The sequence below is a fragment of the Brevundimonas sp. SL130 genome (genome assembly GCF_026625805.1).
In the GTDB taxonomy this organism is placed as follows: Bacteria; Pseudomonadota; Alphaproteobacteria; order Caulobacterales; family Caulobacteraceae; genus Brevundimonas.
On the sequence record NZ_CP113064.1, the window covers coordinates 890964 to 912244 of the forward strand.

30 protein-coding genes and 1 pseudogene are annotated in these 21281 nt (G+C 65.9%); 17 read left to right on the top strand and 14 right to left on the bottom strand.

The window, feature by feature from the left end; genetic code table 11:
• Positions 1-130 precede the first annotated feature (130 nt).
• Positions 131-811, top strand: a complete 681-nt coding sequence (locus tag OU998_RS04420) for a response regulator transcription factor (protein ID WP_324287976.1) — start codon at positions 131-133, stop codon at positions 809-811.
• Positions 812-815: 4 nt separating this feature from the next.
• Positions 816-2210: a sensor histidine kinase gene (locus tag OU998_RS04425; protein ID WP_267515632.1), complete on the top strand. Its 1395-nt coding sequence runs from the start codon at positions 816-818 to the stop codon at positions 2208-2210.
• Between the two features lie 31 nt (positions 2211-2241).
• On the opposite strand, the gene OU998_RS04430 is transcribed toward OU998_RS04425, so the two are convergent.
• Positions 2242-4296: an ATP-binding protein gene (locus OU998_RS04430; protein WP_267515633.1), complete on the bottom strand. Its 2055-nt coding sequence runs from the start codon at positions 4294-4296 to the stop codon at positions 2242-2244.
• Positions 4297-4580: 284 nt separating this feature from the next.
• Here OU998_RS04430 and OU998_RS04435 point away from each other — a divergent pair, with 284 nt between their 5' ends.
• Both OU998_RS04435 and OU998_RS04440 read left to right on the top strand, forming a co-directional pair.
• Positions 4581-4784, top strand: coding sequence for a hypothetical protein (locus OU998_RS04435; protein ID WP_267515634.1), 204 nt, complete (start codon positions 4581-4583; stop codon positions 4782-4784).
• 7 nt (positions 4785-4791) lie between these two features.
• Positions 4792-4899: pseudogene (locus OU998_RS04440) on the top strand (OmpA family protein); the annotation flags it as partial.
• Positions 4900-4901: 2 nt separating this feature from the next.
• On the opposite strand, the gene OU998_RS04445 reads toward OU998_RS04440, so the two are convergent.
• The 4 genes from OU998_RS04445 to OU998_RS04460 form a co-directional block, all read right to left on the bottom strand.
• Complete coding sequence (locus tag OU998_RS04445; RefSeq protein WP_267515635.1) at positions 4902-5603, bottom strand: NAD-dependent deacylase; 702 nt, start codon at positions 5601-5603, stop codon at positions 4902-4904.
• Positions 5600-5965 carry a hypothetical protein gene (locus OU998_RS04450; protein WP_267515636.1) on the bottom strand — a complete coding sequence of 122 codons (366 nt, stop codon included), beginning with the start codon at positions 5963-5965 and terminating at the stop codon, positions 5600-5602. Before OU998_RS04450 ends, OU998_RS04445 begins: the two co-directional genes overlap by 4 nt.
• Before the next feature lie 78 nt (positions 5966-6043).
• Positions 6044-6700 (bottom strand): DUF6624 domain-containing protein, encoded by a 657-nt coding sequence (locus tag OU998_RS04455; RefSeq protein ID WP_267515637.1) that lies wholly within the window; start codon positions 6698-6700, stop codon positions 6044-6046.
• A gap of 64 nt (positions 6701-6764) precedes the next feature.
• Positions 6765-7640, bottom strand: coding sequence for a LysR family transcriptional regulator (locus OU998_RS04460; RefSeq protein WP_267515638.1), 876 nt, complete (start codon positions 7638-7640; stop codon positions 6765-6767).
• 167 nt (positions 7641-7807) lie between these two features.
• Here OU998_RS04460 and OU998_RS04465 point away from each other — a divergent pair, with 167 nt between their 5' ends.
• From OU998_RS04465 to OU998_RS04505, 9 genes are all read left to right on the top strand, one after another.
• On the top strand, positions 7808-8914 hold the full coding sequence (locus OU998_RS04465; RefSeq protein ID WP_267515639.1) for an S-(hydroxymethyl)glutathione dehydrogenase/class III alcohol dehydrogenase: 1107 nt from the start codon (positions 7808-7810) through the stop codon (positions 8912-8914).
• A gap of 68 nt (positions 8915-8982) precedes the next feature.
• Positions 8983-9417 carry a hypothetical protein gene (locus tag OU998_RS04470; protein ID WP_267515640.1) on the top strand — a complete coding sequence of 145 codons (435 nt, stop codon included), beginning with the start codon at positions 8983-8985 and terminating at the stop codon, positions 9415-9417.
• Positions 9418-9481: 64 nt separating this feature from the next.
• Positions 9482-9865, top strand: coding sequence for a VOC family protein (locus OU998_RS04475; protein WP_267515641.1), 384 nt, complete (start codon positions 9482-9484; stop codon positions 9863-9865).
• A gap of 40 nt (positions 9866-9905) precedes the next feature.
• Positions 9906-10133, top strand: coding sequence for a FitA-like ribbon-helix-helix domain-containing protein (locus OU998_RS04480; protein WP_267515642.1), 228 nt, complete (start codon positions 9906-9908; stop codon positions 10131-10133).
• On the top strand, positions 10130-10552 hold the full coding sequence (locus OU998_RS04485) for a type II toxin-antitoxin system VapC family toxin (RefSeq protein ID WP_166621953.1): 423 nt from the start codon (positions 10130-10132) through the stop codon (positions 10550-10552). The genes OU998_RS04480 and OU998_RS04485 overlap by 4 nt, the downstream gene beginning before the upstream one ends.
• Positions 10549-11403: an S-formylglutathione hydrolase gene (gene fghA / locus OU998_RS04490; RefSeq protein ID WP_267515643.1), complete on the top strand. Its 855-nt coding sequence runs from the start codon at positions 10549-10551 to the stop codon at positions 11401-11403. Before OU998_RS04485 ends, fghA begins: the two co-directional genes overlap by 4 nt.
• Positions 11404-11407: 4 nt before the next feature.
• Positions 11408-12379 (top strand): DUF4350 domain-containing protein, encoded by a 972-nt coding sequence (locus OU998_RS04495; protein ID WP_267515644.1) that lies wholly within the window; start codon positions 11408-11410, stop codon positions 12377-12379.
• Between the two features lie 15 nt (positions 12380-12394).
• Positions 12395-12619, top strand: a complete 225-nt coding sequence (locus OU998_RS04500) for a hypothetical protein (RefSeq protein WP_267515645.1) — start codon at positions 12395-12397, stop codon at positions 12617-12619.
• Between the two features lie 108 nt (positions 12620-12727).
• On the top strand, positions 12728-13339 hold the full coding sequence (locus OU998_RS04505; RefSeq protein WP_267515646.1) for a superoxide dismutase: 612 nt from the start codon (positions 12728-12730) through the stop codon (positions 13337-13339).
• An 83-nt stretch (positions 13340-13422) separates the two neighbouring features.
• Here the strand turns inward: OU998_RS04505 and OU998_RS04510 are convergent, their stop codons facing one another.
• Positions 13423-13632: a hypothetical protein gene (locus tag OU998_RS04510; protein ID WP_267515647.1), complete on the bottom strand. Its 210-nt coding sequence runs from the start codon at positions 13630-13632 to the stop codon at positions 13423-13425.
• 252 nt (positions 13633-13884) lie between these two features.
• On the opposite strand from OU998_RS04510, the gene rpsD reads away from it, so the two are divergent.
• A complete protein-coding gene (gene rpsD / locus OU998_RS04515; protein WP_267515648.1) occupies positions 13885-14502 on the top strand; it encodes a 30S ribosomal protein S4 in 618 nt (205 codons plus the stop codon).
• Positions 14503-14686: 184 nt separating this feature from the next.
• Positions 14687-15067 (top strand): hypothetical protein, encoded by a 381-nt coding sequence (locus tag OU998_RS04520; protein ID WP_267515649.1) that lies wholly within the window; start codon positions 14687-14689, stop codon positions 15065-15067.
• Between the two features lie 28 nt (positions 15068-15095).
• Here the strand turns inward: OU998_RS04520 and OU998_RS04525 are convergent, their stop codons facing one another.
• A complete protein-coding gene (locus OU998_RS04525) occupies positions 15096-16193 on the bottom strand; it encodes an NADH:flavin oxidoreductase/NADH oxidase (RefSeq protein WP_267515650.1) in 1098 nt (365 codons plus the stop codon).
• Positions 16194-16351: 158 nt separating this feature from the next.
• Here OU998_RS04525 and OU998_RS04530 point away from each other — a divergent pair, with 158 nt between their 5' ends.
• A complete protein-coding gene (locus OU998_RS04530; RefSeq protein ID WP_267515651.1) occupies positions 16352-16477 on the top strand; it encodes a hypothetical protein in 126 nt (41 codons plus the stop codon).
• Positions 16477-16857, top strand: coding sequence for a hypothetical protein (locus OU998_RS04535; RefSeq protein WP_267515652.1), 381 nt, complete (start codon positions 16477-16479; stop codon positions 16855-16857). Before OU998_RS04530 ends, OU998_RS04535 begins: the two co-directional genes overlap by 1 nt.
• Here the strand turns inward: OU998_RS04535 and OU998_RS04540 are convergent.
• The 7 genes from OU998_RS04540 to map all read right to left on the bottom strand — a co-directional run bounded on the left by OU998_RS04540 (position 16841) and on the right by map (position 21042).
• Complete coding sequence (locus OU998_RS04540) at positions 16841-17278, bottom strand: acyl-CoA thioesterase (RefSeq protein WP_267515653.1); 438 nt, start codon at positions 17276-17278, stop codon at positions 16841-16843. The two genes, OU998_RS04535 and OU998_RS04540, sit on opposite strands and share 17 nt — an antisense overlap.
• Positions 17278-17628, bottom strand: a complete 351-nt coding sequence (gene grxD / locus OU998_RS04545) for a Grx4 family monothiol glutaredoxin (protein ID WP_267515654.1) — start codon at positions 17626-17628, stop codon at positions 17278-17280. The genes OU998_RS04540 and grxD overlap by 1 nt, the downstream gene beginning before the upstream one ends.
• An 80-nt stretch (positions 17629-17708) precedes the next feature.
• A complete protein-coding gene (locus OU998_RS04550; RefSeq protein WP_267515655.1) occupies positions 17709-18617 on the bottom strand; it encodes an aldo/keto reductase in 909 nt (302 codons plus the stop codon).
• 4 nt (positions 18618-18621) lie between these two features.
• On the bottom strand, positions 18622-18864 hold the full coding sequence (locus OU998_RS04555; RefSeq protein ID WP_267515656.1) for a BolA family protein: 243 nt from the start codon (positions 18862-18864) through the stop codon (positions 18622-18624).
• 55 nt (positions 18865-18919) lie between these two features.
• On the bottom strand, positions 18920-19444 hold the full coding sequence (locus OU998_RS04560) for a GNAT family N-acetyltransferase (RefSeq protein ID WP_267515657.1): 525 nt from the start codon (positions 19442-19444) through the stop codon (positions 18920-18922).
• Positions 19441-20172: a RadC family protein gene (radC, locus tag OU998_RS04565; protein ID WP_267515658.1), complete on the bottom strand. Its 732-nt coding sequence runs from the start codon at positions 20170-20172 to the stop codon at positions 19441-19443. Before radC ends, OU998_RS04560 begins: the two co-directional genes overlap by 4 nt.
• Positions 20173-20223: 51 nt before the next feature.
• The gene (map, locus tag OU998_RS04570) at positions 20224-21042 is read right to left on the bottom strand and encodes a type I methionyl aminopeptidase (protein ID WP_267515659.1); all 819 of its coding nucleotides are present in this window, start codon (positions 21040-21042) and stop codon (positions 20224-20226) included.
• Between the last annotated feature and the right edge of the window lie 239 nt (positions 21043-21281).

The following is a 21281-nucleotide window of genomic DNA, read 5'->3' on the forward strand; positions in this document are numbered from 1 at the left end:
GGAACATAAATTCGCTCTCAGTGACCGCTAATAAAGGGTTTGCGAGGCAGGTATGTTTCCGTTCTGAAACAAACGGCCGTTTAAACGAGGGTCATTGATGTTGGAAAACAGCGCCTCCCGGATATTGGTCGTGGACGACGATGCGGGCATCCGCGACGTCCTGGGCGACTATCTGTCACAACACGGATTCATCGCCTATCAGGCCGGTTCGGCCAGCGAAATGGATGAGGTCCTGGCCAGCACCCCGGTCGATCTGATCGTCCTGGACATGATGATGCCGGGCGAGGACGGCCTGTCCGTCTGTCGCCGGATGTCGGGCAAGGGCGCGCCGATCCTGATGCTGAGCGCCATGAGCGAAGAGACGGACCGGATCGTGGGTCTGGAACTGGGCGCCGCCGACTATATCGGCAAACCCTGCAATCCCCGTGAACTGCTGGCGCGCGTCCGTGCGGTGCTGCGGCGCCAGGATACGGTTCAATCGCCGATGTCCGGCACGGTCGTCACCTTCCTGGGCTGGCGTCTGGACCGGGTGCGTCGCGAGATCACGACGCCGAGCGGACAGGAAGTCTCGCTGTCGCGCAGCGAGTTCGTCATGCTGGAGATGCTGGTCGAGAACGCCGGCCGCATCGTGCGTCGCGAGCAGCTGCTGGCCCACGCCCGCGCCGCCGGCCGTGACGTCAACGAGCGCGCCATGGACGTCCAGATCAGCCGGCTGCGTCGCAAGCTGAACGAGGAAGACAGCAAGGAGCTGATCGTCACCGTGCGCGGCGAGGGCTATCTGTTCGACGCCGTGGTCGAAAACGAACACTGACGCCATGCGGCGTATGCGGCCACCGACCGTCCTGCTGCAGGTGGCCCTGATCGCTGTGGTGGCGGTCATCGCCACCCAGTTGACGACAATGACGATCGTCGTCCTGGCGCCGGCGCCCCGGCCGGCCGGCTATACGCTTGCGGCCGCCTCGTCCGCGCTGCAGGGAGCCCCGGCGAAGAGCGAGGACGGGCGCCCGCTGCGGCGGAGCCTCAAAGCCGCCGCGCCCTTCGAACAGGAACGCGATCCGTTGGCCGAAGCCCTCTCGCGTGGTCTTGCTTCGGAACTGGGGCGCGAGGTTACAGACGTCCATGTGCGGATGGACCGGGCGGGACGTCCGCTTTGGGCGCGACCGCCTGGTCCAAGTGATCGCGAGCCTCGCGATCCCCGTAGACCTTTGCGGCCCGGCGAATGGTTGGGCGGCGTGCGGTTCGGCATCACATCGAACCAGATCGCCTTTCCGCCCTTCCGGGCCGCGGTCCGTATGAACGACGGTCAGTGGTCGGTGATCGCGCCCCCCAGGGGCGGGCTGGCGCCCTGGCAGATCATGTTGTTGACCAGCATGCTGACGAGCCTGGTGGTGCTTTCGCCGCTTATCTGGTGGATGTCGCAGCGGTTGGCTCGTCCGATCCGGCGCTTCGCCCATGCGGCCGAGCGCCTGGGCGCCGATCCGGACGCGCCGCCGCTGAAGCCGACCGGTCCCAATGAGGTCCGGCTGGCTATCACCGCCTTCAACGACATGCAGGCAAAGCTGAGGGAGCATATCGAACGCCGCACCCACACGGTGGCGGCGATCGCGCATGATCTGCGCACGCCCCTGACGCGGCTGAGGTTCCGTATCGAGATGATGCCGCCGGAACAGCAGAGGCAGGCCATTCGCGATATCGAGGAAATGGATCAGCTGGTCGCCCAGGCGATGCAGTTCGTGAAGGGCCAGTTCGACGTCGGTCACGCCGAAAGCCTGGACTTCGGCGAACTGGTTCAGGACATGGCTGAGCGCTATACCGACACGGGGGCCCATATCGTCGTCGTGGCCCAACCGGGGCTGGAGGTTTGCGGCGATCCGGGCGTTTTGAGGCGCGGGCTGTCGAACCTGTTGGACAATGCGATCGCGCACGCCGGCGCGGTCACCGTGCGGGTCGAGGCCGCAGACGGGCGCGCTGTGGCGCGGATCCAGGATAGCGGTCCGGGTATCCCCGAGGCGGACCTGGAACGGGTGTTCGAGCCCTTCTTCCGGCTGGAGGCGTCGCGCAACCGCACGACGGGGGGCGCGGGTCTGGGCCTTTCCATCGCCCGTCACGCCGTGCGCGCTCACGGCGGTGATCTCACCCTGGCCAATGCGCCCGAGGGCGGGCTTGTCGCCACCCTGTCTCTGCCGCTGATCGAGGCCGAAGCGGCGTAGCCGATCCTCCCGTCTGTGATCCCGCCGTCTGTCAGGCCGCCGCCGGCAGGCGGACCTCTGCGGTCAGGCCGTCGTTTGACTTCAGCCGGATCGCGCCGCCGTGAGCGAGGATGATCGAGCGGCTGTTGGCCAGACCCAGGCCCATGCCTGAGGCGTCGCTGGCGACCGCATGGGGCGCGCGGTAGAAGGGTTTGAACACCCGTTCCAGTTCGCTGTCGGGCAGGCCGGGCCCAAAGTCACGGACGGTGGCGATCGCCTCCGCCCCGTCCTTGTCCAGTCGCACCACGGCGCGGCCGCCGTATTTGACGGCGTTGTCCAGCAGATTGGCGAACACCCGGTTCAGGGCGACGGGGTCGGCCTGAACCTCTATGCCCTCGCCGGGCTCCAGGGCGACATCGGCGCCGCCGGCGACGGCGTTCTTCACCGCCTCGTCCAGCAGGGTGCGCAGGTCGAGGCGTTCGCGCGCGCCGCCCTCCGCTTGATCGCGCATGAAGGCGAGGACCGAGCTGATCATGGCCTCCATCTGGTCCATGTCGCGCTCGAAGCCCGGTTTGAGCGTGTCAGGGGCGGCCTCCAGCCGGAACCGCATCCGGGTCAAGGGGGTGCGCAGGTCGTGGGAGATGGCCCCGATCATGGCGGTGCGGTCGTCGACATAGCGCTTCAGCCTGGCCTGCATCAGGTTGAAGGCGGCGGCGGCGCGGGTGATCTCGGCCGAACCGCCCTGGACGGTGGCCGGTGCGGACGGGTCGCGGCCCAGCCGTTCGGCGGCGTCGGCGAAGCTGCGCAGGGGGGCGGTCAGGCGACGCACGAACAGCCAGCCCAGAGGGCCGACCAGGACGAAGGACAGCACGAACCAAAGCATGACGCGGCTTTGCCAGGCGGTGGGGAAGCCCTCTGGCTGGGGTTTGACCACGATCCAACGGTCTCCGACCCGCTGCGCGGCGATGAAGTCGCCCTCGATATAGCCGGCGGAGACCGGGGCGAAGAGGCCGCGTCGCACGGGCGTCGGGGGCGCAGCCTCGGCCGCCGGGATCAGGTTTGCGGTCTCGACCTGGGAGGCGGAGGGGCGGGGGGGCGCGGCTGGCTGAGGCGAGCTCGTCGGGGCGTCTACAGATCCGGCGGCGGGCTGGACCGAGACCCGGGTCTTCGTGGGTTTAGGAGAGGCGACCGGCGGCGTCCGGTCTGGGGCCGGAGCAAGGGCCGCGGGGGGAGAGGAAGAGGCGGGCGAAAGGGTGGTCGAGGCGCTCGCCATCGTCATGACGCCATAGGTCGGGACAGAGCTGTGGCGGCGGGCCACCATGGCGGCCGCGAGGGCGCGGCCCATGCCGACCCCGCCCGGCTGCAGCGCCGCGCCGTCGCCCGTACGTCCGTTGGGGCGCGCCAAGCCGGCGTCGCCGGTGGTCGGCAGGCTGAGGCGCGAGGCCGTGGGGCGGCTCAGGCGGGTTTGGTCGCCGGCCCAGGGCGAGGTCCGCGCGCCGCTCAGGGTTCGGTCCGCAACGGGGCGCGAGCGGTTCCAGGCTTGGCGTCCCGCCGAGGCGTTGAAGCCGCCGGACTGAAGGCTGGCCCCGGAGCGGCTGAGGAATGGGGCGGTCTGAGCGCTGGGCTGGCGGTTGCGGATCAGAGCGGGATTGCCGAGGCCGACGGGCAGGAAGGCGGCTGCGACGATCCGCGGCTCGGCGGCCTGCGACGGCTTGCTCTCCGGGCGGCCCTGGGGCGGTTGCGGGGCCATCGGCTGGGCGCCGGCGGGAAGCGGCACATAAAACATCAGGACGACGTCCGACGGATCAGCGTTCAGAAGGTCGGCCAGGCGGTCTCGTGGGCCGACAGGGCTAAGCCAGCCCGGCCCTTCGGCGTGCGGCGCCTTGTCAGTGACTTGGCGCATCAAGGGGCGGGCGTTCTCTGCGGCGACGGACTGACCCCGCATCGCCTTGGCGATATCCTCAAGGCTGTGCTGAGGCGGCGGCTGGGGCGGAAAGGCCAGGGTCAGGACCAGGGTCGCGCCCTGGGCGACGATCAGAACCCCGACGACCAGCATCATCGCATGCCCGGCGATCGGCATCGGGGGCAGACGGAACCTGTCCCTCATGCGCGCACGATCCTGAACTGGTTTCGGACTGCCTGCCATCCCCTAACCTTCACCTTGGCGCCCCTCGGCGATTCAAACGAAACAGCCGGGCCTCGACCATTGCAGAAAAGCGTGGCCTTGCGTCAGGGTGAAGGCCGGTTTGATGCGTAGTTGCAATGAATCGGCGCCGTTGTGCGGCGCAACAGAGAGCAGGGTTCATCCACAGCCGGGCGAATCTGGTGTGTTCCGTCTTTGTTCTCTTTGTGCTCTAAGGCCTCACGGTCGGCGGCGCGACGGAGGAACAGATGAACGACGGAATTCTGGCCGACATGATGGCCGAGTTGGATGCGGAACTGGCGCGGGCCGAGACGTCCCTGCCGGAACATCCCGAACAGACACGCCAGATCGAAGTCATGCGCGCCCTGGCCCTGGGCCTGGGCAACTTCGAGCGGATGAGGGCGCACGAGGTGCATCTGCTGGCGGCGCGGCTGTCGCCCCGCCGGGGGTGAGGGAACGGCTGTCGGGGAACTGGCGGAAAGCAAGTTCCTCTATCAGGTGGTCCTGTCGGACGACTTGGTGAAGTTCCCGACCGATGCGGCGGCCCTGTCGCCCGAAGCCGAGCAACTCTAAAGGCCGTCGAAGAAGGCGGGCAGGACTTGCGTCGCAGGGCCATAGACCCCCTCGTCGAACAGGCGCGCGCCCTGCGTCGGCTCCAGATTGATCTCCACCGTCCGCGCCCCGGCGTGACGGGCCAGCTGCACGAACCCCGCCGCCGGATAGACCGCGCCCGACGTGCCGATGGAGATGAACAGGTCGCAGGCCTCCAGCGCCCGCTCGATCCGCTCCATGGCCAGCGGCGTCTCCCCGAACCAGACGATGTGCGGTCTTATCCGTCCCTGCGGATGATTCGGCGAGGCCTCGTCCGCCGCCATGTCGCCGGGCCAGTCCATCACCACCCCCGAGCGGGTGCAGCGGCCTTTCAGCAGTTCGCCGTGCATATGGATCAGTTCGAACCCCGCCGCCGGCGGGATCTCGGCGTGCGCCCGATCGTGCAGGTCGTCGACGTTCTGCGTCACCAGCAGGAAGTCGCCGTCCCACCGCGCCGCCAGCTCGGCCAGGGCGACATGCGCCGCATTGGGTTGCACGTCCGCCAACTGCCGCCGCCGCTGATTATAGAAGTCCTGCACCAGGGCGGGGTCCGCCGCATAGCCCTGCGGCGTCGCCACATCCTCGACCCTGTGCCCGCACCACAGACCGTCTTCGGCGCGAAAGGTGGGCACGCCGGACTCCGCCGATATGCCGGCGCCGGTCAGGATGACGAGGTTCATGGCTTGGCTTTTCGAGAACGACGCTTGTGGCTCATGTAGCTTTCGGACGCGGCGTATTCGGGCGGGAGCAGAAACTTGCCTCTCCGGTCGTAATCCCGCGCGCTCTTATAGTTGCTGGCGCGGATAAGGCGGGCGGCTCTCCAGCCGACGAAGGCGATCCACGACACCCAGAATGCTGCGGCCACGACCAAGGAAGACGAGACGGCCCATCGGGGGACAAAAGGCGCCCAGCCCAGCAGCGCGGGAATGAAGAGGATGATGAGGCTGACGATAAAAGGACGTTCGCGGACGTGCCGGCTTTCGCTGGAGAGCTGGGCATCAACCCAATGTCGCATCTTAAAATAGGTGGCGCGCGGGTTCATCGCTGGTCAATCTAGGGGTTCGTCCCAGCTTGTCGATAGCGACAGCTGGGAGTGTTCATCGCCTGACCTTTGGCTCGCTCAGCAAGCACCGAAGTTCGCCAGATAGGCGGCATAGTCGGGCCAACGAAACCCCATCGGCGCGCGACGGTGTTCCAGCCGTTCCGGGTCTTCCGTCGGAGCGGGGACCATACGGCCAGCGACGCACTGCATCTGTGTGCCGTATCGCTGCGGGCGGTTTTCGGCGACGGCGATGCGGTCGTACATCATCGCATACTGCCACTTCAGCGCCTCTCCACGGTCAGCCATCGTTTCCAGCGCAGGCAGAAACCTTTTTTGCAACGTCGTGTCGGCGTGCTGGATGACCAGGAAGGCCCCGGTCGCCGCCTCCTGGCCGTAGGTGGCGTTGGAGAACCAGCCTTCGGGCGGAACCAGCGACAGGACGGTGGCCACAGTCTCCTCGCTGATGGCGTCCAGTCGCGCCTCCGCCTCGGTTCGGGCGGCGAGCCGATCCGCCTTGGAAAGGGCCGAGAGGTCAACCCTATGCATCGCCATCAGCGGTTCCTGATCCAGGCTTAGCGCCAGCTCCAGCCGGTCGCGGGGCGTGGGATGCTCGGGCAAGGCCGCCTGTTTGGCGCGCGCGGTCGCGATGGCCTCGGTCAAGGGACGAAGCGCCGCTTCGGCGGCGGGGGACAGGTCGCCCAAGCTCAAGGCGGCGGCGAGGACCCAGGCCAGCATGAAGCGCTTCTCCGTTGCCGGGTCAGACTATCCTTGAATGTGGGTGATGCAATCTCGTCGTGTTTCAAGCCGCCAGGCTGGCGCGCAGATGTTCGACCATCAGCCGCACCTTGGGTGGAACATGGCGGCGGTGCGGATGGACGGCCCAGACGCCTTCATCGGGCGGGCGGTGCTCTGTCAGCAGGGCGGTCAGGGTGCCGGCGCGAAGCGGCTCGGTGACATAGAAGTCCGGCAGTTGGCACAGGCCCAGCCCTTGGATCGCAGCATCCAGCACGGCGGCGCCCGAGTTGCAGCGCCATCGGCCCTGGGGGCGGAAACTGGTCTCGCGCCCGCCCTCGCTGAAGCGCCAGTGTTCCGATGATCCGGTCAGCAGATCATGGGCCGGCAGTTCGGACAGGTCGCGCGGCGCGCCCCGCTGGGCCAGGTAGGCTGGCGCGGCGCACAGGATCAGCCGCCGTGACGCCAGTCGGCGGGCGATCAGTCGCGAGTCCGTCAGATGCCCGAACCGGATCGCCAGATCATAGCCGTCGCCGACAAGGTCGCGTAGCCGGTTGTCCAGGTCCAGTTCGATCGACAGCTCGGCATGATCGCGGGCGAACCGGTTGACCGCCGGGGCCACGAAACGCTCGCCATAGGAGACCGAACAGGTCATCCGCAGCAGGCCGCGCGGGGCGCTGTCATCCGGCTGAACGGCCGCCAGGGCCTCGTCCCTTTCGTCGATCAGTCGGCGACACCGCGCCAGGAAGTCGCGTCCCGCATCGGTCAACTCGACCCGGCGGGTCGTGCGGTTCAGCAGCCGGGTCTGTAGTCGGTCCTCCAATCGCGCGATCTCTCGACTGACCGCCGAGGTCGACAAGCCCAGCCGCTTTGCTGCTGCCGAGAAGCTGGCCTGTTCGGCCACCGCCGTGAATTCGTCGATCCCGTCCCAACGACTGCTCATGCGGAAGGTGCAGCACGATTGTCCCTGATGGGTAATAATGTTTTGCGTTTATCGCCGTTTCATCGATGCCCGGAGCGGCCTAGAACAGGCTCAAATTATCCCGCCTTATCCCTGATGCAGCGAGCCGCCGTGCGGCGAGCGATAGGGATGTCCTAAGGACCAGAAGCATGAAGACCCGCGCCGCCGTCGCCTTTGAAGCCAAACGCCCGCTTGAGATCGTCGAGGTCGATCTGGAGGGGCCGCGCGCGGGCGAGGTCCTGGTCGAGATCAAGGCCACCGGCATCTGCCATACCGACGCCTATACGCTGGACGGCCTGGACTCAGAGGGCCTCTTCCCCTCGATCCTGGGCCATGAGGGCGCGGGCGTGGTGGTCGAGGTCGGGCCGGGCGTGACCTCGGTCGCCGTCGGCGACCATGTCATCCCGCTGTACACGCCCGAGTGCCGCCAGTGTAAGTCGTGCCTGTCGCGCAAGACCAACCTGTGCACCTCGATCCGCGCGACCCAGGGCAAGGGTCTGATGCCCGACGGCACCAGCCGCTTCAGCTACAAGGGGCAGGCCATCGCCCACTACATGGGCTGCTCGACCTTCTCGAACTTCACCGTTCTGCCCGAGATCGCGGTCGCCAAGATCCGCAAGGACGCCCCGTTCGACAAGGCCTGCTACGTCGGCTGCGGCGTGACCACCGGCGTCGGCGCCGTGGTCAACACGGCCAAGGTCGAGCCGGGCGCCAACGCCGTGGTCTTTGGTTTGGGCGGCATCGGCCTGAACGTCATCCAAGGGCTGAAGATGGTCGGGGCCGATATGATCATCGGCGTCGATCTGAACCCGGACAAGGAAGAGTGGGGCCGTCGCTTCGGCATGACCCATTTCGTCAATCCGAAGGAGGTCTCGGACGTGGTCGCCCACCTGGTCGAACTGACCGGCGGCGGCGCCGACTACACCTTCGACTGCACCGGCAACACCGTGGTCATGCGTCAGGCGCTGGAGGCCTGCCACCGGGGCTGGGGCGAAAGCATCGTCATCGGCGTGGCCGAAGCCGGCAAGGAGATCGCCACCCGACCCTTCCAGCTGGTCACCGGCCGCGTCTGGCGCGGTTCAGCCTTCGGCGGCGCGCGCGGCCGCACCGACACGCCACGCATCGTCGACTGGTACATGGACGGCAAGATCGAGATCGACCCGATGATCACCCACACCTTCGGTCTGGAGGACATCAACAAGGCCTTCGACCTGATGCACGCGGGCGAGAGCATCCGGTCGGTGGTGGTGTTCTGATCCAACGCATCCACGTCACGGGTAATGCCGGCAGCGGCAAGACCACCCTAGCCTCGGAGATCGGCCGATTGTTCGATCTGCCCGTCTTCGGGCTGGATGCGGTTGTCTGGGAGGCCGGATGGCGCAAGGCTTCGTCGGAGAAGCGCGAGAAGGCCGAGCGAGATTTGATCGCTAGGCCGGCCTGGGTGATAGACGGCGTGTCCGCGCGAGTGCGCGAGGCGGCGGATGCCGTCATCTTTCTGGATGTGCCGCGCCGGACCTGCCTGCTGCGCTGCGCCAGGCGGAACTGGCGTTATCTGTTTCGCAGTCGCCCCGGTCTGCCGGACGCCTGTCCTGAAATCCTGATCGTTCCGCAACTGGTCAGCATCATCAGGAGGTTCCCTGAGCGCGTGAGGCCGGGCATCCTCTCGGACATCGAAAAACGGCCTGACGCGAGATTTCATGTCGTGACGGCAGCGGACCGAACGGCTGCACTCCAATCTCTATCGGCGCGGATCGCCTGAGCGCGGCTTGCGTCCAGGTCAGTTAGTTGTCTAAGAAGACGGACTTGGATCGGGAGGTTTGACCATGTTCACCCACGTCACCGTCGGCGCAAACGACATCGAGGCGTCGCGCCAATTCTATGATGCGGCGCTTGGCGCCTTGGGAGTCGACCCTGGGCAGGGCCCGGACCCCAAGGGCCGCTACTGGTGGCGCACGCCGCGCGGCGCCTTTGCGGTCGGCGCACCGATCGACGGCGAGCCGGCCTGTCACGCCAACGGCGGCACCATCGGCTTCGCCGCCCAGACGCCCGAGATGGTCCAGGCCTTCCATGACGCCGGCGTCGCCGCCGGCGGTCGCGCCATCGAGGATCCGCCTGGCGAGCGTCAGGGACCGTTCGGCACGCTGGTGCTGGCCTATCTGCGCGATCCCTCGGGCAACAAGATCTGCGCCATGCACCGGGTAGGGTGACCGGCTTGTCGGGATGATAGCGCTGCGCTATCATCCCGACATGGCTCAGGTTCTCGTCCGCGATCTGGATGACAGTATCGTCGCCCGCCTCAAGGTGATGGCGAAGGCTGAGAACATCTCCCTGGAGCAGAAGTTCAGAGACATGGCGGCGCGCGAGGCCATGGACATTGAGGCCCGCTTTGAGAGAGCCTCCCGACAGTCCCGCGAGCAGACTCGAGGCTCGTCGCTCGACTCCACTGCTCTGATCCGCGAAGACCGTGATCGGTGAGCGCGGTCTTCGACGCCAGTGTCGTCGTCAAATGGTTCGTCGATGATCCGCTTGCGGATGCCGCGATAGAGGCGCGTCGGACCCACGGTCCGGCGGTTGCGCCTGATCTGATGATGATCGAGGTGGCGAACGCCTTTCGTCGTTATGTCGTTCGTGGCGAATTGCAGTCGTCGTCCGCAGCGGAGAACCTGTCCATCATCCCGCAGGTGGTCGATCTGGTGGATCACCGGGGGCTGATCTCCGAGGTCTTCACCCTGGCCTGCGACCTGAACCATTCGATGACCGACTGCCTGTATGCCGTTATGGCGCGGCGGCGGGGTCTGCCGCTCATCACAGCCGACCTCAAGCTGGCTCGAAAGCTGGCCAAGGTCGAGGGGATGGATGTTCGCCTCTTGAGTTCGCCGGAAACCGCCGCATGACCCTCGAAACCACCAAGACCCATATCGTCCACGGCGGAACCCTGCGCTATCTGAAGCACGATAGCGCGACCACGGGCACGCCGATGACCCTGTCGGTCTTCGTTCCAGGCGGGGAGGGGCCGTTCCCGGTGTTGATCTGGCTGTCGGGCCTGACCTGCACCGAGGACAACTTCACCACCAAAGCCGGCGCCTACCAGGCCGCCGCCGAACATGGCGTCATCATCGTCGCGCCGGACACCAGCCCGCGCGGCCTCGATCTCAAGGGAGGGAGCGTCGCCGATGACCCCGCCTATGACCTGGGCCAGGGGGCGGGCTTCTATCTGGATGCGACCCAGGCGCCCTGGGCGGCGCACTTCCGCATGGAAACCTATGTGACCGGCGAACTGATCGATTTGATCGACGCCCAGTTCCCGACGACCGGCGCCCGCTCGATCAGCGGCCATTCGATGGGTGGGCACGGGGCCCTGACCCTCGCCTTGAACCATCCGGACCTGTTCCGATCGGTCTCGGCCTTCGCACCGATCTGTTCACCGACCCGCTGCCCCTGGGGCGAAAAGGCCTTCACCGCCTATCTGGGCGAAGAGCGGGCCGCATGGGACCGCCACGACGCCGCGAAACGGATCGAAGCGGGCGCCGCGCAGGGCGTCTATGACGACATCCTGATCGACCAGGGCGACGCCGACAGCTTCCTGACCGATCAGCTTAAGCCCGAACTGCTCCAGGCCGCCGCCGACGCGGCCGGCCAGAAGGTCACGATCCGGATGCAGCCCGGCTACGATCACTCCTATTTCTTCATGACCAGCTTCATCGCCGACCACGTCGCCTTCCACGCCAAACGTCTGAAGGCCTGAAACGATGACGCGCTGGGGTTCCGTCCTGCGGGGACTGGGGCTGCTCGCTGTCTTGGCGGCGTGGCCCGTTGCGGCGCAGGAACAACAGGGCGATCTCGATTGGCGCCCCCAAGTCGCCTCTCCGGCCTATGCAACTGACGGGCCGCTCATCCGCGTCGATGAAGGTCATGGCGGCGTCCAGACCATTGACGGCCGCTATGCGGGGTTCGCCGCCCTGATGCGGGCGGACGGTTATCGGGTCGATGCGTGGCGTGGAAGGCTGGATGCTCCCGGTGCGCTGGACGGTATCGCGGTGCTGGTGATTTCTAACGCCGCGAGTCCTGCTGACGGCTCGCGGATCTCTGCTTTTGACGAAGCCGAGATCGAGGCCGTGGCGCATTGGGTTGAACGGGGCGGCGCTCTGCTGCTGGCGGCCGATCATGCACCACATGGGACTGCGGCGGAGGCGCTGGGTGCGCGGTTCGGCGTGACGATGGGCAAGGGTTACGCCTTTCAGCCCTCGCGAGGCGACGTCACCGCCAATCTGGTCTTTCCGCGACAGGCTTTGGGTGATCATCCGATCATCGCCGGTCGCAACGAGAGCGAGGACATACAGGTCGTGGAGACTTTCACCGGCCAGTCTATCGCTGGGCCGGAGGGGGGCGCAGTGTTGCTGGCAATGAGCGACAATGTGCTGGAGGCGCCTGACCTAGCGGCCCTTCAGACCATTCGCAGGCGTCTGCGTGCGGGAGAGAAGACGGATCTGGTAATGGCGGAACTGGCGCGCCCCGCCTTGTCGGCCCAGGGGGTGGCCTTTCCATTCGGCGGTGGCCGGGTCGTGGTTCTGGGCGAAGCCGGCATGCTGACTGCCCAGATCGTCCGGTTTCCAGACCAGCCGGAGCGCGAACCCTACCGCTTCGGGTTGAACACTGAGGGGCATGACGACCAGCAGTTCGCTCTCAACTTGATGCACTGGCTGTCGCGCATCCTGCCGTAATGCTAGAGCGACGGCATGAACGCCCCTGATCCCTATGAACCGATGTTTTCCGCCCTTTGCCGCGAGGTGGGTTATTGCCTGCACGAGAAGGGGCAGAAGCGCGTCATCGCGGCCCTGCCGAACGGGCTGGACGCCGCCGTGCGCGCGGTGTTCGCCGCCGAGGGCGTGGACGAGCCCAATGCGCCGGGCGACGTAAAGCGGGCCGTGCGCGAATGCCTGAAGGCGAACTTGCCAGCTTAACCGTTCCGGGCCGATAAATCGTAACCAATCCGGGCGATGGTGCTTGGGTTATGCAAACGGGCGCCTAGATGAAGGGCGTCGGAAATCTGTCGCGAGAGGAAACTCCCCATGGCCTTCACCCTGCCCCCGCTGCCCTACGCCTATGATGCGCTGGAGCCGGCCATCGACAAGGAGACGATGACCTTCCACCACGACAAGCACCATCAGACCTATGTCGATAACCTGAACAAGGCCGTCGACGCGGATTCGGAACTGCAGGGCAAGTCGCTGGAAGAAATCTTCACCAGCATCTCCACCGCCCCCAAGGCTGTGCGCAACAACGGCGGCGGTCACTGGAACCACAGCCTGTTCTGGGAACTGCTGGCCCCCGTCGATCAGGCCGGCCAACCCTCGGCCGCACTCGCCGCCGCCATCGACAGCGACTTGGGCGGCATGGACAAGTTCAAGGAAGACTTCAACGCCGCCGGCGCCGCCCAGTTCGGCTCGGGCTGGGCCTGGCTGATCGTCCAGAACGGCAAGCTGAAGATCACCTCCACGCCGAACCAGGACAATCCGCTGATGGACGTCGTGGAAGAGCGCGGAGAGGTCGTTCTGGGCGCCGACGTCTGGGAACACGCCTATTATCTGAAATACCAGAACCGCCGCGCCGACTACCTGAAGTCCTTCTGGTCGGTGGTGAACTGGAACAAGGTCAACGAACTGTACGCCGCCGCCGTCTAAGGCGACCGGCTTGCGACATGACGACGCCCGCCGGATGGACCGGCGGGCGTTTTTCATGGGCTAGACTCTACGACAGAGCCTGATCAGATCGGGGCCGACCCTCGCGCTCTTTCGGCCATGCGCTGCTCATGATGATGCCGCAGGGCTCTTCGTTGGCGCAGCATCTCGTGGATGCCGTCGGCCAGATCCAGCAGTTGACTGTCGGACAGGGATTCGACCAGGTCGGTCAGGGTCTTCTTCAAATCGTCGAACGCGGCCCTCGACAGGCCTGTCGTCGTGACGGATTGCGCCATTTCGTCCTCCATGATGGGATGGGACAGGCTCCACCGAGTATTAGAAGACCGACCTGCGATCTACGGTTCCGGCCCATCGTGCTTAACGCGCCGCACGGCTTGACTCTGGCCGGTTGTGTGGCGATAAGCGCCGCCTTCCACGTTTCCGGTTCGCCGGACGCGGGGATTGATGACGGAAGATGCGTGGACCGCCGTTGAGATCGCATTCCCAATCGAGGGGATGCCGGGCCGTATCGTCGAAAAGAGAATAGAATGTCCAAGCGCCACAGCGCCAAATACAAGATCGACCGGGCCATGGGTGAGAACCTGTGGGGCCGCGCCAAGTCGCCGGTCAACAAGCGTTCTTACGGTCCCGGCCAGCACGGTCAGCGTCGCAAGTCGAAGGTTTCGGACTTCGGTCTGCAACTGAAGGCCAAGCAGAAGCTGAAGGGCTACTACGGCAACATCACCGAGAAGCAGTTCGCCAAGACCTATGACGAAGCTGCGCGCCGTAAGGGCAACACCTCGGAAAACCTGATCGGTCTGCTGGAATCGCGTCTGGACGCCATCGTCTACCGCGCCAAGTTCGTCCCGACCGTCTGGGCCGCCCGCCAGTTCGTCAGCCACGGCCACGTCCTGGTCAACGGCAAGAAGGTCGACATTTCTTCCTACCGCGTGAAGCCGGAAGACGTCGTCACGGTGAAGGAAAAGTCACGCAACATGGCTCTGGTGCTCGAAGCCCAGCAGTCGTCGGAACGCGACGTGCCGGATTATCTGGAACTGTCGGATCGTTCGTTCTCGGTCCGTTACGTTCGCGTGCCGGAACTGACGGACGTCCCGTACGCCGTGAAGATGGAACCGAACCTGGTCGTCGAATACTACGCCTCGTAAGGCAGGTCTTTCTGATGCGACGGTCGTCCGACGGACGACTTCGGTCGCGGCAGAGATATTGAGTTTTAAAGGGCCTCGGACTCGTCCGGGGCCCTTTATCTTTCGGCCGGTTCCCCTTCGGGGCGAACAGGTGCATTCTCGGGCTATTCAGGGTTCGACAGAAGCAGGGGAGGCCGCTCACGCCATGCGCGCCGTCTTCAAATCTCTAGCGGTCATCGTCGGATTTTCGGCCGCTGTGTCGGCCTGCGCGGGCGGCGTCGAAGCGCCCAGCGTCTCGACCGCAGGAATGCCGGGCGCGCTTGAGCCGATCCACGCCGCCGCCTTCACCAAGGACGCGGCCGTCTTCTGGGTCAGCTCCAATGGTTGCACCAGCAAGGACGATTTGATCCCCATCGTCAGCATCAAGGACGGTGATGCGGTCATCACCCTGCGTCGGATTGATGAGGACACCTGTAAGGAGACCTTGGCGGACGGCGTGGAGGTGAAATGGTCGTTCGAAGAACTGGGCCTGGCGCCCGGCTCGCCGGTCAGCGTCAACAACCCCTACCAACTGCCCCAGACCTGAGAAACCGCCCGGCAGAGGCCCGACCGCCTCAGCGGCCGTAGCCCGGCCAGTGCCCCTTGCCGGCGCGCGCATATGGCGGCGGCAGATCTTCGTCTTGCTCCAGGGCGACGGCCGCATGGTGGGCCCAGTTGGGGTCGTCCAGCGCCGCGCGGGCGATGGCGACGAAGTCCGCCTGACCCGAAACGACGATGTCTTCGGCCTGTTGAGCGTCCACGATCATGCCCACCGCCATGACGGTGGCCTCGGGGACAGCCGTCTTGACGGCCTCGGCGAACCGAACCTGGTAACCCGGTTCCGCGCCGGGAATGTCGGCGCGCGCGACGTTGCCGCCTGAGGTCAGGTGCAGGTAGTCATAACCCATCTCGTGCAGGGCGCGGCCAAAGCCGATCACCTCGTCCAGCGCCACCCCGCCCTCAACCCAGTCCGAGCCGTTGAAGCGCACGCCCAGGGCCTTGGTTCGGGGCCAGGCGTCTCGCAAAGCCTGGGCGACACGCAGCGGGAACCGCGCCCGCGCCTCCGCAGACCCGCCGTAGGCGTCAGTGCGATGGTTGGACAGCGGCGACAGAAACTCGCTCAGCAAATAGCCGTGGGCCGCATGAAGCTCGACCAGATCGAAGCCGGCGCGATCAGCGCGACGGGCGGCGTCTTCGAAGGCGGTGACGACGCGATCCATGTCGGCCTCGGTCATTTCCTTCGGCGTATGCCAATCGTCCCGGAAGGGCAGGGCGGACGGGCCGAAGGTCTGCCAGGCGCCGTCTTCCGCGGTCAGGGCGCGACCGCCTTTCCACGGCGCAGAGGTCGAGGCCTTGCGCCCGGCATGGGCCAGCTGAATTCCGACAGGGGTCTGGGAATAGGTGCGCAGACCCTTCAGGAGGTCGGCGAGTACGGCTTCCTGCGCGTCGTTCCACAGTCCGAGGTCGTCGGGGGTGATGCGGCCGGCGGCCTCGACCCCGGTCGCCTCTATGATCACCAGGCCGGCGCCCGACAGGGCTAGGCGCCCCAGGTGTTGGACGTGCCAAGGCTGGGCCACGCCATCGACCGCCGAATACTGGCACATGGGCGCAATGGCGATACGGTTCTTCAGCGTCAGGGGGCCGATGCTGCGAGGCGAGAAGAGCTGGCTCATGGGGGGGCGTCCGGGGGAAGGGGACAGTAGCTATGCCTGTTGCTGTCCCGATCAAGGACCGACCTTTCCGATTGTTCACCTGGCTTGCTGAAAATTCACGTGCCTGAACGCCCGCCGCGCGTCACAAAAGCCTCAAGCTTCATTAGGGGATCACACCAATGCTTCGTCTCGCTCTCGCTCTCGCCATCGCCATCGCCGCCCCCCTGCTGTCGGGCTGCATCATCATCGCCACTGAAAAGCCGACCACCCGCGTCATTACCGCGCCCCCGGCCGAGGCCCAGTGATGACGGGGGCGCTCAAGGTGCTGGCGGCGGCGGCCATGGCCGCTCCGCTTCTGTCCGGTTGCTTGATCTACAGCAACGAGGCCGGGGAGAATGTTCGCGTCAATCTGAAGGACAAGGACACGCCGCCGTCCGAAGCGATCCGTTCGGCCCGATTTGAGGATGGCGCCCTGATCGTCCGCGTCGATTCCAACGGCTGCACACAGGCGTCGGATTTCGAGGTCGCCGTACACGACGGTTCGCCGGCCGAGATCACCCTGCGCCGCACCAAGGAAGACATGTGCCGCGCCCTGATTGCGGACGGGGTTGAGTTGCGTTGGACCTACGCGGATCTGGGGATCGAGCCCGGCGCCCCGACGCGGGTCCTCAATCCGCTGAAATAGCGCTGAAGACCGTCGCCATGGCGGATGGGATGCGCTGCGGCCTCAGGGTCGCGGCATCGACCAGGCACCATTCGGAGACGCCCTGGGCGCAGACGCGGCCCTGGGCGTCCTCGATCCGGACATAGCGGTTGAAACGCGGACCCTGGGGGTCGCCGACCCAGGTGCGGGCGACCACACCTGTCGCGCCCGGCTCGATGGCGCGCAGATAGTCGATCTCGTGCCGCAGAGCGACCCACGAGCATCTTGCGCGCGTCTCTGCGTCGAACCGGGCCGTCCAGTGCGCCGTCCCCACGTCCTGAAGCCAGCCGACATAGACGACGTTATTGACGTGGCCATTGTCGTCGATGTGCTCGGGACGGACCTCAAGCGGGACGACGAAAATCTCGCGGTCCTCTCGTGGCGTCAGGACCGGCCGGGCCATCAGGCTTCGCCGAGCGGCACGCCCTTTTCGGCCATCAGGGCCTGAAGCTCGCCAGCCTGGAACATCTCGCGGATGATGTCCGATCCGCCGACGAACTCGCCCTTCACATAGAGCTGGGGGATCGTGGGCCAGTCGGTGAAGGCCTTGATGCCTTCACGCAGGGCTTCGTCTTGCAGGACGTCGACGCCGACGAAGGACGCCCCGACATGGTCGAGAATCTGGACGGCGTTTGAAGAAAAGCCGCAACGCGGCTGGTCGGGCGTACCCTTCATGAACAGCACGACGTCATGCTGGGCGACGGTGTCGCCGATGAAGGCGTGGACGGGATCGGCGGAAACGGTGTCGGTCACGGGAGAGGCCTTTCGTGAAGCTCGTCAGCTAGGGAGAGCCGGCGGCTGGGTCAAGGCGTGGGTGTGTCGATCAGGCAAGATCAGGCGGCGGCCGAGGCTGTGACCCGGCCCATCTCGATCTGTGCGGCGAGGCCTGGCGGCAGGTCGCGTTCGGGCGTTGCGGCCAGCATCTCCAGCCGCTCCGTGTCGTTGGCCCGGATGATCACGCTCGAGATCGTCGGATCCGTCAGCACATAGCTGAGGCAGATCGCCTCGGCAGGCCAGTTCGGCGTGCGATACAGGAAGCCGAAGGCGTCGGCCTGTCGCGACTGGGGCGGGCGTTTGGGTGCGCCGCCCAGGCCGAACAGACCCTTCTTTGCGGCGGCCTGGGGCCCGCGCGGCTTGGAGCGCCGGTCGGTGAAATAGTCGTAGGCGAAGACCGCCATGTCCTGTTCGCGGGCGGCCCGCACGCGGTTGCGCAGCTTCCAGTCGGCGTTGATGTCGAACGGCGTCAGCAGGACGTCGAAGGCTCCGGTCGAGACATAGGTGTCCATCACATCGCCGCCGCCCGCAACCCCCAGCAGCTTGATGCGACCGGTGGCGCGCAGGGCCTTCAGCGCGTTCAGTGACGATTGCGGCAGTTCGTGCTCGCCCGGATCATGCAGCACGGCGAGGTCGATCCAGCCCAGGCCGGAGAAGTTCAGGGCGCGGTCGATGGCCGCCGTCATGCCCTCGGCCGAAAAGTCGCGCGTCCCTTCGCGATCCGCTCCGATTCCCAAGGTCAGGCCGACGCAGACCAGCTTGCGATCGACATGGGCCAGGGCCTCGCCCAGCACCTCGGCGACGACCGGGTCGGCCGTCTCCAGCCGGTAGGAGTTCACCCCGGCCTCAAGGGCGGAATACAACAGGTTCAGCGCGGCTTCGCGACCGCGCGCCAGACTGTCCAGGCCGAAGCTCAGCGTCAGGTTGGAGATGGCGGCGCCGGATACGCCGAAGGGGCGATAGCGCATGGGGTTAGCCCTCCTTGGGCGGCGCGGCGGTTTCCAGCGCCAGGGCGTGCAACTCGCCGCCCATCTGTCCCTTCAGCGCCGCATAGACCAGCTGGTGCTGGCGCACGCGCGGCATGCCTTCGAAGGCGCTGGAGACGATGCGGGCGCGATAATGGTCGCCGTCTCCGGCCAGATCGTCGATGGCGATCTCGGCGTCGGGAAAGGCCTCGACCAGATGCTGGCGCAGCGTTTCGACGGACATGGGCATGGGCGGGCTCTCGGATCGTTCCCGACGAGAATGACTGATAAACCTTAATGCCGGACTACGCCTTTTTCGGCCGTTCAAACAGCTGAACCGCGCTGTCCTTGTAGGTCGTCGTCGCATAGGGGCTGTAGCCGACCCGTTCCGCCAGCCGAATGGAGGCGAGGTTCTCCGGGGCGATCATGCAGACGGTTCGGACGGCCGCCAGGCGCACGTCGGCCCAGCCCAGAACCGCCTGCACGGCCTCGAGGGCGAAACCTCGGCCTTGGAAGGCGGGTGAGAGGCCCCAGCCCAGCTCGGGTTCAGTCAGGGGAGGATCGATCAGCCGCCGATGATCCAGGATCGAGACATTGCCCAGATAGGCGCCGTCGGTCGCCAAACGGACGGTCCAGCTGCCGTAGCCGGCGACGTTCCATTGGCCCAGGTCTCTCAGCAGTCGAAACCAGACTTCTTCGCTGGTCATCGCTCGACCAGTGATGTGACGGGTGAATTCTTCGTCGCTCCATAGGGCGATCAGAGAGTCCAGATCACTCACGGCGACCGGCGTCAGCACCAGCCTCTCGGTCGTCAGAATCTCAGCGTTCACATCAGGCCCAGTTGCTTGAAGCTGGCCACCCCGTCGCGGCCGACGACCAGATGGTCGTGAACCTCGACGTTAAGGGCTCGGCCGGCCTGCACAACCTGTTTCGTCATCTCGATGTCGGCGCGGCTGGGGGTCGGATCGCCGGACGGGTGGTTGTGCACCAGGATCAGGGCGCTGGCCGAAAGCTCCAGCGCGCGGCGCACGATTTCGCGGGGATAGAGGGGCGCGTGATCGACCGTGCCGCGGTTCTGCACCTCGTCCAGAATCAGTTGATTCTTTTTGTCCAGATACAGGACGCGAACCTGCTCGCGGGGCTCGTGTTGCAGGGCGACGCGAACATAGGCCAGGAGCGCCGTCCAAGAGGAGATGACGGGTCTTTTGGCTGTCGGCTCACGCGCGATCCGCCGCGTCACGTCGAAGATCAGCTGTAAGTCCAGCGCCACCGCCCGGGTGGCCTTGCCGGCGACATAGCCCAGCGACCGCGCCACCTGATTCTCAATGGCCTCATGGCTGGCCGCCCCGATCCCCTCCAGCCCGCCAAATCGCGCCAGCAGGTCCTTGGCCAACGGCTTGGTGTCCTTGTACGGAACGCTGCGGAACAGCAGCAACTCCAGCAACTCATAGTCGGGCAGGGCGCCCAAGCCCCCCTTGGCCGCCCGCTCGCGCAGCCGATCACGATGGCCGCTATGACGCGGCTTGGCTTTAGGCGCGGGTGTCAGATCGTCCGGCATGTCCCCTCCAGCTTTCGCAACCTGTGCGGAAGGCGGGCGGGGATCAAGGGTTCAGTTCGGGCGGAACAGTCCGGCGGGTGATGCGGTGAAGATTTCCAACCCGTCTTCCGTCACCCCGATCGTGTGTTCGCACTGGGCCGACAGGGACTTGTCGCGGGTCACGGCGGTCCAGCCGTCGGACAGAACCTTCACGTGCGGCTTGCCCAGGTTCACCATGGGTTCGACGGTGAAGAACATGCCGGTCTTCAGCACCGCCCCCTCGCCCTTGCGGCCGTAGTGCAGGACATTGGGGCTGTCGTGGAAGATGCGGCCGATGCCATGGCCGCAGAAGTCGCGGACCACGCTCATGCGCTGGGCCTCGACGAACTTCTGAATGGCGAAGCCGATGTCGCCGAAGGTGTTGCCCGGCTTGATCTGCGCCAGACCCAGATCCAGCGACTGATAGGTGACGTCGATCAGCTTCTTGGCGCGGGCGTTGATCTCGCCGACCGCATACATGCGGCTGGAATCGCCGTGCCACCCGTCGACGATGACGGTGTGGTCGATATTGACGATGTCGCCGTCCTTCAGCGCCCGGTCGCCGGGAATACCGTGGCAGACGACGTGGTTGATCGAGGTGCAGACGGTCTTCTCATAGCCCTTGTACCCCAGGCAGGCGGGCAGGCCGCCGTTGTCGAGGGTGAACTCGCGGACCAGATCGTCGATGGTGCTGGTCAGCACGCCTGGCTTCACATGGGCGGTGATCATGTCCAGCGCTTCGGCGACCAGACGGCCGGCCTTGCGCATGCCTTCGAAGTCCTCCGCCTTATGAATGCGGATGGCGCTGGAGCGGACCAGGGCGTCGGTTTCCAGTTCGGGCGTTTCGTACATGGTTTCAATCAGCAGCGGCGTCGGGATCAGATGGCGATCCTATCATGGATACGCAAGGCGATTGTGCGGCGGTGACGGATTCCTTTCCCATAGGGAACGCTGAACTGTGTGTTGCGCGTCACGCCTCACTTGCGGAATGAACTTGCCCCTACGTCACCTCTCGCCGGTGTGATCGTGTGCAGTTTTTCAGACACAGTTTCGCCCGTTTCCGGGCGGAGACCGGCCACGCATGCAACGCT

What these genes read in the sequence shown, in the direction of transcription:
- map (WP_267515659.1), bottom strand. Translation starts at nt 21,042, where the DNA reads ATGTACGAAACGCCCGAACTGGAAACCGACGCCCTGGTCCGCTCCAGC.
- OU998_RS04555 (WP_267515656.1), bottom strand. Translation starts at nt 18,864, where the DNA reads ATGCCCATGTCCGTCGAAACGCTGCGCCAGCATCTGGTCGAGGCCTTT.
- OU998_RS04540 (WP_267515653.1), bottom strand. Translation starts at nt 17,278, where the DNA reads ATGGCCCGGCCGGTCCTGACGCCACGAGAGGACCGCGAGATTTTCGTC.
- rpsD (WP_267515648.1), top strand. Translation starts at nt 13,885, where the DNA reads ATGTCCAAGCGCCACAGCGCCAAATACAAGATCGACCGGGCCATGGGT.
- OU998_RS04530 (WP_267515651.1), top strand. Translation starts at nt 16,352, where the DNA reads ATGCTTCGTCTCGCTCTCGCTCTCGCCATCGCCATCGCCGCCCCCCTG.
- OU998_RS04550 (WP_267515655.1), bottom strand. Translation starts at nt 18,617, where the DNA reads ATGCGCTATCGCCCCTTCGGCGTATCCGGCGCCGCCATCTCCAACCTG.
- OU998_RS04425 (WP_267515632.1), top strand. Translation starts at nt 816, where the DNA reads ATGCGGCGTATGCGGCCACCGACCGTCCTGCTGCAGGTGGCCCTGATC.
- OU998_RS04465 (WP_267515639.1), top strand. Translation starts at nt 7,808, where the DNA reads ATGAAGACCCGCGCCGCCGTCGCCTTTGAAGCCAAACGCCCGCTTGAG.
- radC (WP_267515658.1), bottom strand. Translation starts at nt 20,172, where the DNA reads ATGCCGGACGATCTGACACCCGCGCCTAAAGCCAAGCCGCGTCATAGC.
- OU998_RS04455 (WP_267515637.1), bottom strand. Translation starts at nt 6,700, where the DNA reads ATGCTGGCCTGGGTCCTCGCCGCCGCCTTGAGCTTGGGCGACCTGTCC.
- OU998_RS04525 (WP_267515650.1), bottom strand. Translation starts at nt 16,193, where the DNA reads ATGAGCCAGCTCTTCTCGCCTCGCAGCATCGGCCCCCTGACGCTGAAG.
- OU998_RS04475 (WP_267515641.1), top strand. Translation starts at nt 9,482, where the DNA reads ATGTTCACCCACGTCACCGTCGGCGCAAACGACATCGAGGCGTCGCGC.
- OU998_RS04535 (WP_267515652.1), top strand. Translation starts at nt 16,477, where the DNA reads ATGACGGGGGCGCTCAAGGTGCTGGCGGCGGCGGCCATGGCCGCTCCG.
- OU998_RS04505 (WP_267515646.1), top strand. Translation starts at nt 12,728, where the DNA reads ATGGCCTTCACCCTGCCCCCGCTGCCCTACGCCTATGATGCGCTGGAG.
- OU998_RS04500 (WP_267515645.1), top strand. Translation starts at nt 12,395, where the DNA reads ATGAACGCCCCTGATCCCTATGAACCGATGTTTTCCGCCCTTTGCCGC.
- OU998_RS04520 (WP_267515649.1), top strand. Translation starts at nt 14,687, where the DNA reads ATGCGCGCCGTCTTCAAATCTCTAGCGGTCATCGTCGGATTTTCGGCC.
- OU998_RS04460 (WP_267515638.1), bottom strand. Translation starts at nt 7,640, where the DNA reads ATGAGCAGTCGTTGGGACGGGATCGACGAATTCACGGCGGTGGCCGAA.
- OU998_RS04445 (WP_267515635.1), bottom strand. Translation starts at nt 5,603, where the DNA reads ATGAACCTCGTCATCCTGACCGGCGCCGGCATATCGGCGGAGTCCGGC.
- OU998_RS04480 (WP_267515642.1), top strand. Translation starts at nt 9,906, where the DNA reads ATGGCTCAGGTTCTCGTCCGCGATCTGGATGACAGTATCGTCGCCCGC.
- OU998_RS04495 (WP_267515644.1), top strand. Translation starts at nt 11,408, where the DNA reads ATGACGCGCTGGGGTTCCGTCCTGCGGGGACTGGGGCTGCTCGCTGTC.
- OU998_RS04510 (WP_267515647.1), bottom strand. Translation starts at nt 13,632, where the DNA reads ATGGCGCAATCCGTCACGACGACAGGCCTGTCGAGGGCCGCGTTCGAC.
- OU998_RS04430 (WP_267515633.1), bottom strand. Translation starts at nt 4,296, where the DNA reads ATGAGGGACAGGTTCCGTCTGCCCCCGATGCCGATCGCCGGGCATGCG.
- fghA (WP_267515643.1), top strand. Translation starts at nt 10,549, where the DNA reads ATGACCCTCGAAACCACCAAGACCCATATCGTCCACGGCGGAACCCTG.
- OU998_RS04435 (WP_267515634.1), top strand. Translation starts at nt 4,581, where the DNA reads ATGAACGACGGAATTCTGGCCGACATGATGGCCGAGTTGGATGCGGAA.
- OU998_RS04450 (WP_267515636.1), bottom strand. Translation starts at nt 5,965, where the DNA reads ATGAACCCGCGCGCCACCTATTTTAAGATGCGACATTGGGTTGATGCC.